Here is a 15867-nt window from a genome sequence, read left to right as displayed (position 1 = left end):
AGGCGAAGGACATGCGAAAGGTCCGGCGTAGAGGGTAAGACCCCCGTAGCTGAAACATCAACGGCTTGCTTGAGAACCACCCAAGTAGCACGGGGCCCGAGAAATCCCGTGTGAATCTGGCGGGACCACCCGCTAAGCCTAAATATTCCCTGGTGACCGATAGCGGATAGTACCGTGAGGGAATGGTGAAAAGTACCGCGGGAGCGGAGTGAAATAGTACCTGAAACCGTGTGCCTACAAGCCGTGGGAGCGTCGCTGTATGTGCTTGCACATGCAGTCGTGACTGCGTGCCTTTTGAAGAATGAGCCTGCGAGTTAGCGGTGTGTAGCGAGGTTAACCCGTGTGGGGAAGCCGTAGCGAAAGCGAGTCCGAATAGGGCGATTGAGTTGCACGCTCTAGACCCGAAGCGGAGTGATCTAGCCATGGGCAGGTTGAAGCGGAGGTAAGACTTCGTGGAGGACCGAACCCACCAGGGTTGAAAACCTGGGGGATGACCTGTGGTTAGGGGTGAAAGGCCAATCAAACTCCGTGATAGCTGGTTCTCCCCGAAATGCATTTAGGTGCAGCGTCGTGTGTTTCTTGCCGGAGGTAGAGCACTGGATAGGCGATGGGCCCTACCGGGTTACTGACCTTAGCCAAACTCCGAATGCCGGTAAGTGAGAGCACGGCAGTGAGACTGTGGGGGATAAGCTCCATGGTCGAGAGGGAAACAGCCCAGAGCATCGACTAAGGCCCCTAAGCGTACGCTAAGTGGGAAAGGATGTGGAGTCGCAGAGACAACCAGGAGGTTGGCTTAGAAGCAGCCACCCTTGAAAGAGTGCGTAATAGCTCACTGGTCAAGTGATTCCGCGCCGACAATGTAGCGGGGCTCAAGCGTACCGCCGAAGTCGTGTCATTCATACACATATCCCCAACGGGAGTATGGATGGGTAGGGGAGCGTCGTGTGCCGGGTGAAGCAGCCGCGGAAGCGAGTTGTGGACGGTTCACGAGTGAGAATGCAGGCATGAGTAGCGATACACACGTGAGAAACGTGTGCGCCGATTGACTAAGGGTTCCTGGGTCAAGCTGATCTGCCCAGGGTAAGTCGGGACCTAAGGCGAGGCCGACAGGCGTAGTCGATGGACAACCGGTTGATATTCCGGTACCCGCTTTGAAACGCCCAATACTGAATCAGGCGATGCTAAGTCCGTGAAGCCGGCCCGATCTCTTCGGAGTTGAGGGTAGTGGTGGAGCCGACGAACCAGACTTGTATTAGGTAAGCGATGGGGTGACGCAGGAAGGTAGTCCAGCCCGGGCGGTGGTTGTCCCGGGGTAAGGGTGTAGGCCGTGTGGTAGGCAAATCCGTCACACATTAAGGCTGAGACCTGATGCCGAGCCGATTGTGGTGAAGTGGATGATCCTATGCTGTCGAGAAAAGCCTCTAGCGAGTTTCATGGCGGCCCGTACCCTAAACCGACTCAGGTAGTCAGGTAGAGAATACCGAGGCGTTCGGGTGAACTATGGTTAAGGAACTCGGCAAAATGCCCCCGTAACTTCGGGAGAAGGGGGGCCATCACTGGTGATTGGATTTACTCCATGAGCTGGGGGTGGCCGCAGAGACCAGCGAGAAGCGACTGTTTACTAAAAACACAGGTCCGTGCGAAGCCGTAAGGCGATGTATACGGACTGACGCCTGCCCGGTGCTGGAACGTTAAGGGGACCGGTTAGTGCACTTTCGGGTGTGCGAAGCTGAGAACTTAAGCGCCAGTAAACGGCGGTGGTAACTATAACCATCCTAAGGTAGCGAAATTCCTTGTCGGGTAAGTTCCGACCTGCACGAATGGCGTAACGACTTCTCGACTGTCTCAACCATAGGCCCGGTGAAATTGCACTACGAGTAAAGATGCTCGTTTCGCGCAGCAGGACGGAAAGACCCCGGGACCTTTACTATAGTTTGATATTGGTGTTCGGTTCGGCTTGTGTAGGATAGGTGGGAGACTTTGAAGCGGCCACGCCAGTGGTTGTGGAGTCGTCCTTGAAATACCACTCTGGTCGTGCTGGATGTCTAACCTGGGTCCGTGATCCGGATCAGGGACAGTGTCTGATGGGTAGTTTAACTGGGGCGGTTGCCTCCTAAAGAGTAACGGAGGCGCCCAAAGGTTCCCTCAGCCTGGTTGGCAATCAGGTGTTGAGTGTAAGTGCACAAGGGAGCTTGACTGTGAGACCGACGGGTCGAGCAGGGACGAAAGTCGGGACTAGTGATCCGGCAGTGGCTTGTGGAAGCGCTGTCGCTCAACGGATAAAAGGTACCCCGGGGATAACAGGCTGATCTTCCCCAAGAGTCCATATCGACGGGATGGTTTGGCACCTCGATGTCGGCTCGTCGCATCCTGGGGCTGGAGTCGGTCCCAAGGGTTGGGCTGTTCGCCCATTAAAGCGGTACGCGAGCTGGGTTTAGAACGTCGTGAGACAGTTCGGTCCCTATCCGCTGTGCGCGTAGGAATATTGAGAAGGGCTGTCCCTAGTACGAGAGGACCGGGACGGACGAACCTCTGGTGTGCCAGTTGTCCTGCCAAGGGCATGGCTGGTTGGCTACGTTCGGAAAGGATAACCGCTGAAAGCATCTAAGCGGGAAGCCTGCTTCAAGATGAGTATTCCCACCACCTTGAGTGGTTAAGGCTCCCAGTAGACGACTGGGTTGATAGGCCAGATGTGGAAGCCCGGTAACGGGTGGAGCTGACTGGTACTAATAGGCCGAGGGCTTGTCCTCAGTTGCTCGCGTCCACTGTGTTAGTTCTGAAATAACGAACGGCCGTGTTTTCATCCGGTGTTGGTTAATTTCATAGTGTTTCGGTGGTCATTGCGTTAGGGAAACGCCCGGTTACATTCCGAACCCGGAAGCTAAGCCTTTCAGCGCCGATGGTACTGCAGGGGGGACCCTGTGGGAGAGTAGGACGCCGCCGAACAATTATTCCGGGAAAGCCCCGTGCCCTTGTGGCACGGGGCTTTTCTGCGTTCACGACCCGGCCGGGAGAGCAGTACCGGCATGTAGTACCGGGATGCGACGCCGGGCCACGGAAACCGGCTTGTCCGCCCGCCCGGGCGCGGGGCACCATCGGGTATGGACTACACAGTGCGTGCCGTGCGGAGCGAGGACTGGCAGCAGGCCCGGCAGCTGCGGCTGGAGGCGCTCCAGGACCCGGCCGCGCCCGTCGCGTTCCTGGAGGCGTACGAGGAAGCGGTCAGAAAGCCGGATGCCTTCTGGCAGGGGCGTACGGACGCGGCTGCGGAGGGCCGGTCGAGCCGTCAGTTCGTCGCGGAGAGGCCGGACGGGAGCCTCGCGGGCACCGTAACGGTCCTCGTCGAGCGGGCGGCGGACGACGCCGTCCGGTTCGGGTCCGTCGCCGAGACCGATCAGGCGCATGTGGTCGCCGTCTTCGTCCGACCGCAGGACCGGGGCAGAGGGGTGGTCGAGGCCCTGTTCCGGGAGGCGACGGAATGGTCGTGGTCGTTGACCGATCCACGGATCGACCGGGTGCGGCTCTACGTGCACGAGGCCAACCCGCGGGCCGCCGCCGTCTACCGCCGGCTCGGTTTCGTACCGTCCGGGCGAACCGAGCCCGTACCGGGGGACCCGTCGTCCAGCGAGATCGAGTACGAGGTGCGACGCCAGGCGACCCCGCACTAGGAGCCAGGGCGGTCGGACGGGCCGGGTGTGTGCCGTGGTCGCCGTCCGATGGTCGTGCCGGCCGACGGCCCTGCTTCCCGACGCGGAGTCAGCGCGTTCCGGGCGTCGGCAGGTGGTCCTGCCAACGTGACCTGGCCTGTTCCTGGGAGCGGAGGAGGGCCAGTGTGGGCATTCCCTGGGCCTGGCCGGCCGACAGCAGTTCGGGGAGCTGGGCGAGCGGCGCCACGGCCGCGACGTCGTCGAGGACGAGCGTCATTGGTGGGTCGAGCCGACCGTCGGTTGACCGTGCGGCCATGCGGCGGCCGTGCTCGACCACGTGCGAGGCGAGTGCGGTGAGCAGGGGCATCGCACCGGGGCGGTGACGCGGATCCTCGATGGGCTCACCCACCACGTAGAGCGTTCCCCCTTCGCCCGCAAAAGATGCCAGTGCGAGGGCATCGGTGCGGTTCGGCATGCAGGCCTCGCGGATGTGGACCGAGGAGAGTGCGGCGAAGGCTCGTACGGTCAGTTCCTGGGCCGCCTCACGGCGTTCGGGATACGCGGTCAGCGCGGACTCCAGGAGCCCGGCGAGTCCGGAGGCGGCCTTCGGGTGCGTCCGGAGCAGGCGCACCGTTTCGTGGGCGCTGCTTCCCGAGGCCCAGCGGTGGACCTGCCGGAAGGGTCGGCCGTCCACGGCGGCGGCGTGCAGCCAGCACTGCAGGAGCGTCTGGGCCGTGTCGGCGACGGCGGCGTCGGCCTTGGCCAGGGGGCGGACCGGGGTGAGGAGGGCCGCCGCCCGTGCGGCCGCTGTGGCGGGGTCCTCGCAACCGGCGGTCGGGGACCAATGGAGACGGGCGGGCGTGTCGCAGAGGTGGCCGGGGTCGTAGACGAGGACCGGGCCGAGCTTGCCGCGTGCGTCCTTCGTCTCGGCCCAGACCGTGGGGTCGGAGGTGACGACGAGCACGGGGCCCTCGGCGTCCCGGACGGCCTGGACGACGGTGGGCCGGCGCGTCGCCGGTCCGCCGTAGACGAGGAGGGGGACACGGGGGGACGGTACGAGGGCGGCCGGCTCGTCGTACGGGTTCACGTGAGGAGCGGGTGGGGCGGCGACGGCCGCCGCCGGGGCAGGGGCTGCCTCGACGAACGACGGCGCCACGGCCGCCGGGTGCACGTGCTCGGGTTCGCGCTCCCGCTCGCGACCGCGCGCGGAAGCCGCATCGGGGCCGTGTACGGGCTCCGGTCCGCGGGCTCGTACGGGCTCCGCTTCGGCCTCGTACGGTGGGGCCTGGACCTCGGCCCGCTTTCGTTTCCGGACCAGACGCCAGCGGGCCACCACGCCGATCGCGAAGACCGTCAGCACCAGCAGGACCATCAGTTCGCTGATGAACAGCCCCCAGAAAAGGCCGTATCCGGACAGCGCGTCCGGCGGGGTGTCGGGCCAGGCACCCGGCAGGTTCTGCGGTTCGACCGCCAGGGCGCGCAGTGCCAGCGGGGTACGGGTGAAGGTGACGCCGTCCGGCCAGGCCCCGTGGGCGAACAGTCCGGCCAGGCCGGTCGCCGTCCATGCCAGAACGGTCAGCCCGAACAGGAAGGCCAGGAGGCCGATCAGCAGGCCGTCGGGAATTCCGCCACCCTCGCCGCCGCGTTCCGTACCGGATGGTGCCTGGCGTGCCATGTCATGCCACCGTCGACTCGGACGACTCGTTCAGCCGTTGCTGGTTCTCGATCCGTGCCGCTCGCTGCTCCGCCTCCAGCTCCGCGGCTCGTACGTCCTCGGGGAGCAGGTCCGACGTGGAGCCCTCGGTCATCGCGCGGTCGGTGAAGACGAGGGGACGCTCCGCCTCGGTGATCAGGTGTTTGACGACCTGTACGTTGCCGTTGACGTCCCAGACGGCGATGCCCGGGGTCAGGGTGGGGATGATCTCGACCGCCCATCTGGGCAGGCCGATCACCTTGCCCGTCGCTCTGGCCTCGTCGGCCTTCTGGGCGTAGATCGTGCGGGTCGAGGCCATCTTCAGGATGGCCGCCGCCTCCTTCGCCGCGGCGCCGTCGACGACGTCGCTGAGGTGGTGGACGACCGCCACGAAGGACAGCCCGAGGCGCCGCCCGAACTTCAGCAGGCGCTGGAAGAGCTGGGCCACGAACGGGGAGTTGATGATGTGCCAGGCCTCCTCGACCAGGAAGATGCGCTTCTTCCGGTCGGGCCTGATCCAGGTGTGCTCCAGCCACACGCCGACGATCGCCATCAGGATCGGCATCGCGATGGAGTTGCGGTCGATGTGGGAGAGGTCGAAGACGATCAGCGGGGCGTCGAGGTCGATGCCGATCGTCGTGGGGCCGTCGAACATGCCCCGCAGGTCACCGTCGACCAGCCGGTCCAGGACGAGGGCGACGTCCAGGCCCCAGGCACGTACGTCGTCTATGTCGACGTTCATCGCCTCGGCGGACTCCGGCTTCGGGTGGCGCAGTTGCTCCACGATGTCCATCAGGACAGGCTGACGGTCGGCGATCGTCTCGTTGACGTACGCGTGTGCGACCTTGAGTGCGAAGCCGGATCGCTCGTCGAGGCCGTGCCCCATGGCGACTTCGATGATGGTGCGGAGCAGGGCGAGCTGCCCGGTGGTGGTGATCGACGGGTCGAGCGGGTTGAGCCGGATCCCGTCGTTCAGCGCGGCCGTCGGGTCCAGCCGGATCGGGGTGATGCCCAGTTCCTCGGCGATGAGGTTCCACTCGCCGACCCCGTCCTCGCCCTGGGCGTCCAGGACGACGACCTGGCGGTCGCGGAAGCGCAGCTGGCGGAGCACGTACGTCTTCTCCAGAGCGGACTTGCCGTTCCCCGACTCGCCGAGCACCAGCCAGTGCGGGGCGGGGAGCTGCTGCCCGTAGAGCTGGAAGGGGTCGTAGATGTAGCCCTTGCCGGAGTACACCTCACGCCCGATGATCACGCCGGAGTCGCCGAGGCCGGGCGCGGCGGTCGGCAGGTAGACGGCCTGGGCCTGGCCCGTCGACGTGCGGACCGGCAGCCGGGTCGTCTCCACCTTCCCGAAGAGGAAGGCGGTGAAGGCGTCCGACAACACGGACAGCGGATCTCGCATGGCGTGACTGCCCTCTCGTTAGCGTCGGATACCGGTGGCGAACGGCAAGGTGTTGACGAAGGCCCGGTGGTGCTCACGGTCGCACCACTCGAGCTTCAGGTACGACTTGCCGGCCGAGGCCCGGATCGTCCGCTTGTCGCGGGCGAGAGCTTCGGGGGAACGCGACGACACGGTGATGTACCCGACCAGGTTGACCCCGGCCGCGCCGCTCGCCAGATCTTCACCCCGCTGGTCGAGGCGGCCGTGGGCCGCGATGTCGCGCGGGTCGACGGTGCGGTTCATCTTGGCCTGGCGGCTGGCCTCGGCGTCGTCGTTCGTCTTCTCGGTCAGCATCCGCTCGATGGCGACCTCGGTGGGCTCGAGGTCCATGCAGACCGCGACGGTACGGATGACGTCGGGCGTGTGGACGAGCAGCGGAGCGAGGAAGTTGACACCGACAGGGGTCATCGGCCACTCCTTCACCCAGGCCGTGGCGTGGCACCAGGGAGCGCGCGTCGTCGACTCACGGGTCTTGGCCTGGAGGAAGGTCGGCTCGACGGCGTCCAGCTCGGCGGGCCAGGCGTTGCGCTTGGTCATCGCCTGGATGTGGTCGATCGGGTGGTCGGGGTCGTACATCGAGTGCACGAGGGACGCCACGCGGCTCTGGCCGAGTGGCTGGCGCACCCGGATGTCGGCCTCGGCGAGCCGGGCACAGATGTCGGTGAGCTCCCGCGCCATGACGACGGCCAGCCCGGCGTCCCGGTCGACCTTGCGGCCGCCCCGAGGGCGCATGGCACGGGCCATGGCGTTGGCCTCGGCGGCCAGATCGCGGCTGTAGTGCATGCACGCGACGAGGTAGGCACGGTGCTGCTCGCTCGAGGTGGAGACCATCGACTGGAGCTGGTCGTACGAGTCCTGCAGCCAGCCGGGCGCGGTCCTGTCGCCGCGCTGGGCAACGTCCTTCGCGTGCGCGTCCGGGTCGGCGGGCAGGGTGCGGGCCAGCATCTGGAGGCGGGTCACGAAGCCGTCGCCGTTGGCCACGTGCTTGAGCAGCGTGCCGAAACGGTCGACGAGAGCCTCCTGGTCCTCGCTGTCGCGCAGCCCGACACCGGGGCCCTCGATCTCGATGGCGGCGGTCACCGTGCGGCGGTCGGCGTGCAGGAGCACGGCGATCTCGTCCGGCCCGAACGGCGCGGCGAGCCAGCTGATCCGGCCGATGCCGGGCGGCGGCCCGATCTCCACCTCACGTCCGTCTGCGCTGACGCCGGCTTCCATGGCGGTGGAGCGGTAGGTCGTGCCCCGGCGCAGGGTGCGCTTGAAGCTGCGGTTGATCTCGAACCACTTGTAGAAGGTGCGGCCCTTGTAGGGCATGTACACGACGGCCAGGGCGAGCATGGGGAAACCGACGAGCGTCACGATCCGCAGGGAGAGTACGGGGACGAGGAGCCCGCTCATCATGCCGAGGAACGCCCCGGCGATGATCAGCGCGATCTCGCCCGTCTCACGGTTCTTGCCGACGATCGCATTGGGCCGGGCGCGGCCGATGAGATACGTACGGCGGGGCGTGATCGTGTGGGACTGGATCGTCAACGCCCTCCACCTCCTGTGCTCGTGTTACCTGTGCTGCCTGAACCGCCGCGAGGGGAGCGGCTGCCGTGGGGGGTGCCGGAGGTGGGCCCGGACCCGCTGCGGGGCGCGGGTGCGGCGGAGGGGACGGACCCGCCACCTCCTGCGTTACGGGAGCTGTGCGCGGCGACACCGCCGCTGACCGGGTTGGCGGGCCGGGCTCCGCCGCCACTGCTGCTTCCCTCCGCGCCGCCGCCGCGTCCGCTATGCGTCTTGATGCCCTGCGAGACGAGAGCGGCCGGCGAGCTGATGAGCGCGGCGGCCTGGGAGCCGTCGGTGGCCTGCTTGCGGTTGGTGCGGGCACCCTGGATCTCGTCGCCGAAGCCGGGTACGAAGCGGTAGATCATGGCCGACGCGAAGATGGCCAGCAGGATGATGGCGAGGCCGGACACGACGGCGGACATGGCGTTCGGCCCGTCGTCCGCGGAGAGTGCGCCGGCCAGGCCGAGCACGATGACGATCACCGGCTTCACCATGATCACGGCGATCATGATGCCCGCCCAGCGGCGCACGTGGCCCCACATGTTCTTGTCGACGAGCCCGGCATAGACCACGACGCCGAGGAGGGCGCCTACGTAGAGCAGGGCGGCCCGGATGACGAGCTCCAGCCACAGGATGCCGGCGGCGAGGACGGAGACGAGCGAGACGACGATCAGCATGATCGGCCCGCCGCCGATGTCGTCACCCTTCTTCAACGCCTCGGCGAACGATCCGAAGAAGACGTCGGAGTCACTGCCGGTCGCGGCCCCGATGATCTCGGTGACGCCGTCCGTGGCCGATACGACGACGTAGAGGATGAGGGGGGTGAAGGCGGACGCCAGGACGGTGAGCCAGAGGAACCCGACAGCCTCGGAGATCGCGGTGGTGAGCGGGACGCCCCTGATGGCGCGCTTGGCCACGGCGAACAGCCACAGGACGAGGGTGAGGACGGTGGAGGCCGCGAAGACGACCGCGTACTGCTGGCGGAAGGTCGCGTTGGTGAAGTCGACGGTGGCGGTGGCCTCCACGGCCTCGCTGAGCTTCCCCACGGTCCAGGACGCGGCGTCGGCGCAACCGCGGGCCAGGGAGGAGAGGGGGTCCAGGGCGTTGTCTGTTGCGGGGGGTGTGGAGTTGTTCCCTGCGCTTTCGCCGCCTTCGCAGTAGTCCTTGGCGAGTCCGACGATGAGGTCGCAAGGGTCATTGCTCGTGCTGGGTGAAGGGTTCGGCGTGGGAGTGGGCGACGGCGCCGCGTACGCGCGGGACGCCAGCAGGACCATCGCCGCCGGAAGTCCGGCGAGCGCCCCGGTCAGTGAACGGGCACGGATATGGCGGCTACCGCGCATAGGTGAAGCCTCCATAGCTGTCGACCGCGTCTGCGATGTCGTCGGCAGTCGAGGCCCGGTTGTCGCTGTTGACCGGCGTGGGGCCTTCCGACTGGGTCGACGACTCGATCTTCCAGTCGTTCTCGATCCACTTGAGCTTCTCGGTGATGGTGAACCACGTTGCGGTGACCGGCTTGGTGGAGCCCTGGCCAGCCATGCCGACAAGCCCTGTGCACCACACCTCAACGGTGGCGGAGTCTGCACTCCGGGTCGTCAGCTTGGTACCGACAGGCATGGTCCGGGAGACGAACGTCAGACCGCTGGGTGTGCTGCCGTCCTCGTTCAGACCGACATTCGCCAGGAAGCCGGGCGAGTAAGCCTGGGCCATATCGGCCTGAAGGTCTGCGACGACCGCAGGGTCATGGGTGACCTGAAGAATGCCGTCGCGCCTCGTCTTGTCAAACATGTCCGCCGACCCCAGCGCCACCGCGTAGTTCGCCGCCGCGCTCTGCGCCCCCTGCTCGTCATGTGCGAAGCCGGTGGCGATCAGGCCGTTGCGCCCTTGGACCGGCTTCGTGCCCGTGGGTGCCGTCGAGGACGCTTCCGCCTTCTCGCCGGAGCCGCCCCCACCGTCGCCCGAGGCTTCGCCCCCGCCGCGGTTCGCGAACGCGATCGCCGCGATCAGCAGCACCACCACGCCCACCACCATGACCAGCGAGCGGGAACTGCGCGGGGGCCGGCGGCCGTAACCGTCGCTGTCGTCACCACCGGGCAGACGCGTGCGCGTCTGGCGGGTCCCGCCGAGGGTGCTGTACGCGTCTTCCGTGCGGCCGCCCGGCTCGTCGCCGTAGCCGCGCTCGTCGCCCAGGCTCATGCCGCGTACGCCCCCTCAGCCGTCTGCAGTTCCGCGTGGTACGGCGGTAGCTGTGCTGTTTCCCGCGTTTGTGCGGTGTGGTGACTCGACATCAGGGGACGCAACCTCTGCCGGTGGGCACGACGGACGGATGGTGGGGTGGGCGGGGACGGCCCGGGGCAGGAGAGCTGACGATGGGTTAGACAGCCATCCCGTACACGATGGTGAACAGTGTGCCGAGCGAGCCGATGATGAAGACGCCGGTCAGACCCGCCACGATGAGGCCCTTGCCCTGCTCCGCGCTGAACGTGTCGCGCAGGGCCGTCGCTCCGATGCGCTGTTTCGCCGCGCCCCAGATGGCGATGCCGAGGCAGAGCAGGATGGCTACCGCCATCACCACTTCGATCATGATGCGTGCCTCGTTGCCGAGGGTCCCGAACGGTCCCCAGTTCGGGGCGATTCCGCCGATGATGGTGGTGATGTCGCCCTTTTCAGCTGCCAGGATCATGTAAGTCACCGCCCCTGTTGGGTAGTTCGCCGCCCGCGCCGTGCGGCACGGGTCGGTCTCTATCTTCGCTGATGAAACCGCCTTCGCACGACGCCTTCCCGGGTCTCTTTACCCGGATCTCGCACGTTTGACCGGGACGGCCGCCCTGACCTGCGGCTCCCGTCGAGATCCGGGCGCATATGCATGGTTACTCTGTGTATCACGCGCGGTGACCGCTAGCAACGCATGTGGCCATGGGTTGGGGATGCGGTTGCAGCGTTCGCGGAAGGCGCAGGGTTCGTACGCGCTGTTCGAGAGCCGTGAGCGCGCCGGTGGCTTCCGGCCGACGCTTCATCAGCTGCCCTTCGGGGAAAGCGTCGTCACCCGCCGGGTCGGAGAACCGTCCGGGCGGGAGCCGGAGGGAGGGGCGGGACGCCCCAGTGGGGCGGTGGCCGGAAGTCGCACCACGAGCCGTCGAACGGGAAGGCCCTCGCTTCGGCGCAGCGGGCCATGCGCTCGCCCTCGGCACGGATCGCCGCTGCCTCGTGCGACGACCAGTAAGCCGGGTGGCCGGTCTTCTCGGCGAACGATCGCTCGTCCTTCCATTGCCAGGAGCGGTCCGGTGACACGGTGATGTCGAGTTCGTGGTCGGCGACGTCGATGTCCTCGCCGTGATGGAGCCGGCGCTCCAGATTCACGTACCAGCCGCGGAATTTGTGCTTCCGTCCGAAGAACCAGAACACCGCGTGCCCCGCTCCGGCCGGCTGGTGGATGAGGGCGCTGCCCATGGGCCACCGGTCGGGCGTGACGGCGTAGCCCTGGGCGGGGCGCTCCTCCGGAGGGAGGTCCCTCAGGTGCCCCCCGCCGGGCAGGTCCGTACGCCACATGGGGGTTCCCGTCTGCAGCCAGACCAGCTGGCCCTCGTCCGTGCGTTCGACCAGGCGTACGGGGACGGAGGAACTCAGGTGGCCGCCGATGAAGAGGTTCCAGCGGAGGACCTGCCCGGGCTGTCCGGTCATGACGTGAGCAGCGCCAACTCGGCGTCACTGAACCGCAGGGCGCCCGCCGCCACGTTCTCGGCCAGGTGGTCGGGGTTGCCGGTGCCGGGGATGGCCAGCACGTGCGGTCCCTGGTGCAGCGTCCACGCCAGCCGCACCTGCGCGGGCGTCGCGTCGTGGGCGCGTGCCACGGTGAGCAGCTTCTCGTCGTCGGTATGGCTCGCGCCGGTCTCACGCCCGGCGCCGGCGATGGCCCAGTAAGGGACGAAGGCGATCCCCTGGTCGCCGCAGGCGCGCAGGAACGCGTGGTGCTCGGGCGGGGAGTCGATGCCGTACATGTTCTGTACGCAGACCACGGGGGCGATGTCCTGGGCCTCGGCGAGCTGTTCCGGCGAGGTGTTGGAGATGCCGAGGTGACGGATCAGTCCGGCGTCGCGCAGGTCGGCCAGTGCGCCGAAGTGGTCGGCGACGGACCGGGACGTGTGGCTCCGCGCGATGCGCAGGTTCACCACGTCGAGGTGATCGCGGCCCAGCTGGCGCAGGTTCTCCTCGACCTGCCCGCGCAGCTGCTCCGGATCGGCCCAGAGCCACTCGCCGGAAGGGTCCCGGCCGGGGCCGACCTTGGTGGTGATGACCAGGTCGTCGGTGTAGGGGGCCAGCGCGCTGTTGATGAGCTCGTTGGCGGATCGCAGGGGTGAGAAGTAGAACGCGGCTGTGTCGATGTGGTTCACGCCGAGCTCGACCGCTCGCCGCAGGACGGCGACGGCCCGGCCCCGTTCGCTGGAGTCGCCCCTTCCGAACGCCGGACCGTTCTGCGCCAGGCGCATCGAGCCGAACCCGAGCCGGTTGACTTCCAGGTCACCGAGCTTCCAGGTGCCGGATGCCGATGCGTTGACCATTCCCACGGATGAAGTCATCATCTGATCTTCTCACCCAGGGCCATGGTTTCGAAGGCGGGAGGGGACAGGTTCCGGCCGTTCAGGCATGATCGGGCTGTCCGTGATCGGGCTGTCCACCGTTGCCCTGCCCACGGTCGGGCTGTCCACCGTCCGGCTCGGCGAAGCGGTCGAATTCGCCGGCCATGACCCCCCTGGTGAACGCGTCCCACTTCTGTGTGGTGGTGGTGACGACGGTGTCGGGATCGCTGGTCTCGCGGAGGAGGACGAGGTCACCGGGGCCGAAGGCGATCTCGATCCAGGGCCCGGGGCCTTCGGCGCCCTCAGGGGCGGCCCTGGTCCACATGAGGCCGGCCGGAACGTCATCCACGGGGCTGGACTTCCTTGACGCTCCGGATCAGGGCTGCCCATGCGGTCGGGGTGGTGCGGAGGATCGCCCCTGTGGGGTCGCTGCTCTCGGTCAGGGCGACCGTCCCCGGAGAACTGCCGACGTGTACGCAGGCTTCGCCCTGCGCGCAGTACGAGGACTTCTGCCAGTCGGAAACGGTCATCGTCATGTCCTTCACGTCCTTCACAGCTGCTGAGCGATCTCGTGGATGAGGTCGCGTGAACGGGCAGGGGTCAACGCTGCGGCGTCGAGGCGCTCGAAGAGAAGCCGGTACTGGGCCAGCTGGGTCTCGGAGTCGATGAAGACCGGCCCGTGTGACTGGTCGAGCTGAGCGGTGTCGAGACGGGGAACCGGGCCGTGCACGTAGTAGACGGACTGGCCTGAGCCCGGGTAGTTCGTGGCCGTGAAGGGGATCACTCGAACCGTCACGTGGTCTCGCTCGCCGACATCCAGCAGGTGCCGGAGCTGGGTGCGGGCGACAGCCGGGCCCCCGAACCTCATCCGCAGGGCGGCCTCATGGATGAGGGCCCGATAGGGGACGGCGTTCGCTCGGTACAGCACGTTCTGGCGCTTCACGCGGTACGAGACCCGGTGCTCGATCTCCGGCGGTGACATTTCCGGGACGGCTTGACGGTGGATCTCGCGCGCGTGATCCACCGTCTGGAGAAGGCCGGGGATATGCATGCTGTGGGCTGCCCGCAGGCTTGTACCGTGATCCTCGATCTCGGCCAGGTCGAGGAGTCTGGGTGGCAGGATTTCCCGGTACTCCTCCCACCAACCGCGTCGGCGGTCACCGGTCATGGCCACCAGGGCTTTGATCAGAGCCTGGTCGGTGCAGGAGTAGGCGCCCGCCGCGACCCGGACACGCTCCGCGCTGACGCCGAACCGGGCGACCTCTATGTTGCTCAGCTGACCCGAGCTCGTGCCGAGCAGTTTCGCCGCTTGCGTGGTGGTCATCCCCGCGCGTTCACGTAGTTTGCGCAGCTCCGCACCCAGTCGCGCCCGGCGTGCGGTGGGAGCCGCCCTGCCTGTCATGTGAACCGTCCCTACTTTCGCCGGAGTTGCGGCGTCACTCACACGAGTGGTTCGACTCAAGGATTCCGCCTGATCGGCACAAGGAATGCTTGCGGGTGCCTAGTCTCACTCTCAGGCCACCCGCCCGGAAGTACCCCGCTCGACGGAGCGACCTGGTCACTGGGCAACTCGACGCACACCTCGACGCTCCTCCGTGAACGGAGACTTCCATGGCTCTGGCCACCGTAACGCCGCCCTGGGCGTACACCCTCCAACTTCCGCAGGATCCCCGGGGGCCCGGGGTCGCCCGTGCCACGCTGCGGACGGTGCTGCGTGTGCACGGGATGCGGCATCTCGTCGACACCGCCGAGCTGCTGGCCGGCGAGTTGGTGACCAACGCCTACCGGCACTCCTCGGGGCCGTACTCGCTCCGGTTGCGTGGGGCCGGGCGGAACCGGGTCCGGGTCGGTGTGTGGGATTCCTGCCCGGAAATCCCGGATCCGTTCGGAGGGGGAGGCGTGGCAGAGGCGCCTGAGGTGCTCGCCGAGCGGGGGCGAGGGCTGTACCTCGTGCAGGAATACGCGGACAGCTGGGGTGCGTACCCGATCAGGGGTGGTCTACCGGGTCAGGGCGGCAAGGTGCTGTGGGTCGAATGCGTAGGCGAACCGGAGTGTCGTGGGGCGCCTTGGCGTGACCGTGGATGAGGTGTGGTCCTCCGGCTTCACCGGACCGGGGACGAGCTCCCCGGCGTGCAGGGGGACGTGGGCACGCAGGTAGAGCCCGTGCCGGTGGTTCGGCATGTGCATCCGGGAGCGGTGTTCGCGCCGGCCCGGCTCAGGCGCGGAGTTCCTGCGGGAAGCCGGTCCAGCGGAGTTCGGGCGGGAGGTGCCCCATGTCGTTGACCAGGACCGGTGCGGGGGGTCTGCCGGGGGTGTACCGGATGACGGTCAGCGCCGCGTTGGCATGGTTGAGGCCCAGCCAGCGCCAGGCGGGAGCGTCGAGGGCGTCCCGCACCAGCCAGGCCGCCAGAAAGGCGTGGGTGATCAGCAGTTCGTACCGGGGTTCGCGTCCGTCGACGGGGCCGGTGAAACGGGCGGTCGCGGCACGCGTCAGCTCGGGGCCGCGAGCACGCTCCGCGGCGGGGAACCGCTCCACGAAGCCGAGCAGCCGGTCCGCCGAATCCGGGGGGAGTTCCTCGCGCTGCGGGACGTACGGGACGTAGTCTCCGGCCTCCTCGGAGACGTGCAGGGGGATGTCACCCAGTTGCTCGCCGACCAGGCGGGCGGTCTGCGCGGCCCGCGGGAGCGGACCGTGATGGACGGCGGAGAGGGGGATGTCCGCGAGGCGCCGACCGAGCAGTACGGACTGGCGCCGGCCGTTCTCCGTCAGCTCGGTCTCGTCCGGTGATGCTTCGGCGTGGCGGGCTATGTAGAGGTAGCGGGTGGCGGCTGCGGTCACGGTGCGGTCTCTCAGCTGTGAGGCGGATCCTGCGGTTGCCGAGGTGGACGGTGGATCAACGGGAGTCGGTTCCGAGTCGCGCGTTCGGGTGACGTCGGGCGCGGACATTCCCTTGGGGGGACGGG

General features: G+C 67.2%; 14 protein-coding genes and 2 rRNA genes (1 of these 16 cut by a window edge). 4 read left to right on the top strand and 12 right to left on the bottom strand.

The genetic code is table 11. The features are described 5' to 3' along the window. The 3 genes from QFZ58_RS17135 to QFZ58_RS17125 all read left to right on the top strand — a co-directional run. Positions 1–2750, top strand: a 23S ribosomal RNA gene (locus tag QFZ58_RS17135) (it extends 375 nt beyond the left edge of the window). A 79-nt stretch (positions 2751–2829) separates the two neighbouring features. Then, positions 2830–2946 (top strand): 5S ribosomal RNA (gene rrf, locus QFZ58_RS17130). 155 nt (positions 2947–3101) lie between these two features. Further along, positions 3102–3668, top strand: a complete 567-nt coding sequence (locus tag QFZ58_RS17125; protein WP_307125790.1) for a GNAT family N-acetyltransferase — start codon at positions 3102–3104, stop codon at positions 3666–3668. A gap of 88 nt (positions 3669–3756) precedes the next feature. Here QFZ58_RS17125 and QFZ58_RS17120 read toward each other — a convergent pair whose 3' ends face one another. From QFZ58_RS17120 to QFZ58_RS17070, 11 genes are all read right to left on the bottom strand, one after another. After that, positions 3757–5322, bottom strand: a complete 1566-nt coding sequence (locus QFZ58_RS17120; RefSeq protein ID WP_307125789.1) for a type VI secretion protein — start codon at positions 5320–5322, stop codon at positions 3757–3759. 1 nt (position 5323) lies between these two features. After that, positions 5324–6742: an ATP-binding protein gene (locus QFZ58_RS17115; RefSeq protein WP_307125788.1), complete on the bottom strand. Its 1419-nt coding sequence runs from the start codon at positions 6740–6742 to the stop codon at positions 5324–5326. 18 nt (positions 6743–6760) lie between these two features. Next, positions 6761–8311 carry an SCO6880 family protein gene (locus tag QFZ58_RS17110; protein WP_307125787.1) on the bottom strand — a complete coding sequence of 517 codons (1551 nt, stop codon included), beginning with the start codon at positions 8309–8311 and terminating at the stop codon, positions 6761–6763. Further along, positions 8308–9669, bottom strand: a complete 1362-nt coding sequence (locus QFZ58_RS17105; RefSeq protein WP_307125786.1) for a hypothetical protein — start codon at positions 9667–9669, stop codon at positions 8308–8310. The genes QFZ58_RS17110 and QFZ58_RS17105 overlap by 4 nt, the downstream gene beginning before the upstream one ends. After that, positions 9659–10522, bottom strand: a complete 864-nt coding sequence (locus QFZ58_RS17100) for a hypothetical protein (protein WP_307125785.1) — start codon at positions 10520–10522, stop codon at positions 9659–9661. Before QFZ58_RS17100 ends, QFZ58_RS17105 begins: the two co-directional genes overlap by 11 nt. Positions 10523–10700: 178 nt before the next feature. Continuing rightward, positions 10701–11009 (bottom strand): hypothetical protein, encoded by a 309-nt coding sequence (locus QFZ58_RS17095; protein WP_014047394.1) that lies wholly within the window; start codon positions 11007–11009, stop codon positions 10701–10703. Between the two features lie 359 nt (positions 11010–11368). Next, positions 11369–12007, bottom strand: coding sequence for a DUF402 domain-containing protein (locus tag QFZ58_RS17090; RefSeq protein ID WP_307125784.1), 639 nt, complete (start codon positions 12005–12007; stop codon positions 11369–11371). Next, positions 12004–12906, bottom strand: a complete 903-nt coding sequence (locus QFZ58_RS17085) for an aldo/keto reductase (RefSeq protein WP_307125783.1) — start codon at positions 12904–12906, stop codon at positions 12004–12006. Before QFZ58_RS17085 ends, QFZ58_RS17090 begins: the two co-directional genes overlap by 4 nt. Positions 12907–12964: 58 nt before the next feature. Further along, positions 12965–13252: a DUF397 domain-containing protein gene (locus QFZ58_RS17080; RefSeq protein ID WP_307125782.1), complete on the bottom strand. Its 288-nt coding sequence runs from the start codon at positions 13250–13252 to the stop codon at positions 12965–12967. Continuing rightward, a complete protein-coding gene (locus QFZ58_RS17075) occupies positions 13245–13439 on the bottom strand; it encodes a DUF397 domain-containing protein (RefSeq protein WP_307125781.1) in 195 nt (64 codons plus the stop codon). The genes QFZ58_RS17080 and QFZ58_RS17075 overlap by 8 nt, the downstream gene beginning before the upstream one ends. Positions 13440–13453: 14 nt before the next feature. Further along, positions 13454–14305, bottom strand: a complete 852-nt coding sequence (locus tag QFZ58_RS17070) for a helix-turn-helix transcriptional regulator (RefSeq protein WP_307125780.1) — start codon at positions 14303–14305, stop codon at positions 13454–13456. Between the two features lie 209 nt (positions 14306–14514). Here QFZ58_RS17070 and QFZ58_RS17065 point away from each other — a divergent pair, with 209 nt between their 5' ends. Further along, positions 14515–14988, top strand: coding sequence for an ATP-binding protein (locus tag QFZ58_RS17065; protein ID WP_307125779.1), 474 nt, complete (start codon positions 14515–14517; stop codon positions 14986–14988). Positions 14989–15118: 130 nt separating this feature from the next. Here QFZ58_RS17065 and QFZ58_RS17060 read toward each other — a convergent pair whose 3' ends face one another. Then, positions 15119–15742 carry a histidine phosphatase family protein gene (locus QFZ58_RS17060; protein ID WP_307125778.1) on the bottom strand — a complete coding sequence of 208 codons (624 nt, stop codon included), beginning with the start codon at positions 15740–15742 and terminating at the stop codon, positions 15119–15121. Positions 15743–15867 lie beyond the last annotated feature (125 nt).

This window comes from Streptomyces sp. B1I3 (assembly GCF_030816615.1).
In the GTDB taxonomy this organism is placed as follows: domain Bacteria; phylum Actinomycetota; class Actinomycetes; order Streptomycetales; family Streptomycetaceae; genus Streptomyces.
Note: the sequence above shows the minus strand (reverse complement) of the source record. Positions and strands in the feature narration are given on the sequence as shown.

Bases quoted from the DNA above. Each gene is read 5' to 3' on its own strand.
- QFZ58_RS17095 (WP_014047394.1), bottom strand. From the start codon at position 11,009: ATGATCCTGGCAGCTGAAAAGGGCGACATCACCACCATCATCGGCGGA.
- QFZ58_RS17125 (WP_307125790.1), top strand. From the start codon at position 3,102: ATGGACTACACAGTGCGTGCCGTGCGGAGCGAGGACTGGCAGCAGGCC.
- QFZ58_RS17085 (WP_307125783.1), bottom strand. From the start codon at position 12,906: ATGATGACTTCATCCGTGGGAATGGTCAACGCATCGGCATCCGGCACC.
- QFZ58_RS17090 (WP_307125784.1), bottom strand. From the start codon at position 12,007: ATGACCGGACAGCCCGGGCAGGTCCTCCGCTGGAACCTCTTCATCGGC.
- QFZ58_RS17120 (WP_307125789.1), bottom strand. From the start codon at position 5,322: ATGGCACGCCAGGCACCATCCGGTACGGAACGCGGCGGCGAGGGTGGC.
- QFZ58_RS17115 (WP_307125788.1), bottom strand. From the start codon at position 6,742: ATGCGAGATCCGCTGTCCGTGTTGTCGGACGCCTTCACCGCCTTCCTC.
- QFZ58_RS17105 (WP_307125786.1), bottom strand. From the start codon at position 9,669: ATGCGCGGTAGCCGCCATATCCGTGCCCGTTCACTGACCGGGGCGCTC.
- QFZ58_RS17075 (WP_307125781.1), bottom strand. From the start codon at position 13,439: ATGACGATGACCGTTTCCGACTGGCAGAAGTCCTCGTACTGCGCGCAG.
- QFZ58_RS17065 (WP_307125779.1), top strand. From the start codon at position 14,515: ATGGCTCTGGCCACCGTAACGCCGCCCTGGGCGTACACCCTCCAACTT.
- QFZ58_RS17070 (WP_307125780.1), bottom strand. From the start codon at position 14,305: ATGACAGGCAGGGCGGCTCCCACCGCACGCCGGGCGCGACTGGGTGCG.
- QFZ58_RS17100 (WP_307125785.1), bottom strand. From the start codon at position 10,522: ATGAGCCTGGGCGACGAGCGCGGCTACGGCGACGAGCCGGGCGGCCGC.